Here is a 986-nt window from a genome sequence, read left to right as displayed (position 1 = left end):
TTCAATGATATCCCGCTGAACTATACGGAGCGCACCGATGTGCTGACCTCTTTCAAAAAGCAGGTAGCACAACATCCGGACCATATCGCTGTAGTGTTTGAGCAATCGCAACTCACCTATGCTGCGCTGGACAGGCTGTCTGACCAGCTGGCAGCGCAGCTGCATACACAATACCAGGTAGGGGCGGGGCACCTGGCAGGTATTATGCTGGACCGCTCTGATAAGATGATCATTGCCATACTGGGTATTCTCAAAACCGGTGCGGCCTATGTACCGGTGGATCCGGCCTATCCTGCGGCCCGCAAGGAGTTCATCATACAGGATACCGGTTTGAAGATATTGATTACCCAAACGAGCTATATTTTTGATATCAGCTATTATAAAGGAGCTATATATGCGATCGATGTGCAGCTGGATGCAGCTGATGATGTGGTTGTACCGCTTCCTGCGCCAGCAGGTTCGCAGCTGGCCTATGTGATCTATACTTCCGGCTCTACAGGCACTCCCAAAGGTTGTGCCGTTACCCGCGATAACCTGGCATCATATATCCAGTGGGCAGATCATTATTATTTTGCAGAGATAGAAAAACCGTCTTTCGGTTTGTTTACATCCCTCTCTTTTGACCTGACCATCACCAGTATTTTCTGCACACTCACGATGGGGGGCTGCCTGCATATATACGACCAGCAGGCAGATATGTCTGCTGTTTTTACGCATTATTTCAGTGCGGAGAGCAGCAGTAATTGTATCAAACTAACGCCTTCGCATATCAGTTATCTCCGTCACCTGGAATTGTCGGCAGATAATATCTGTTGCGCAATTACAGGTGGGGAGCAGGTGACCACCGAACAGGTGAGCATCCTGAAGAACATCCATACCACCATGAAGGTATATAACGAGTACGGCCCCACGGAAACAACGGTAGGTTGTATCGTTACAGAACTACACCCGGATAAGCCGGTGATCATCGGTAAGCCGATATCCGG

The 986-nt window shown here is 49.3% G+C and carries 1 protein-coding gene; it reads left to right on the top strand.

What is annotated here, in order from left to right; translation table 11 throughout:
- Positions 1 to 986: AMP-binding protein (locus F3J22_RS30225; protein WP_167021741.1), on the top strand; the 986-nt coding region annotated here is incomplete at both ends.

Source organism: Chitinophaga sp. Cy-1792 (genome assembly GCF_011752935.1).
GTDB lineage: Bacteria > Bacteroidota > Bacteroidia > Chitinophagales > Chitinophagaceae > Chitinophaga.
The sequence above is the reverse complement of the archived record's forward strand: the minus strand, read 5'-3'. Positions and strand labels throughout refer to the sequence as shown.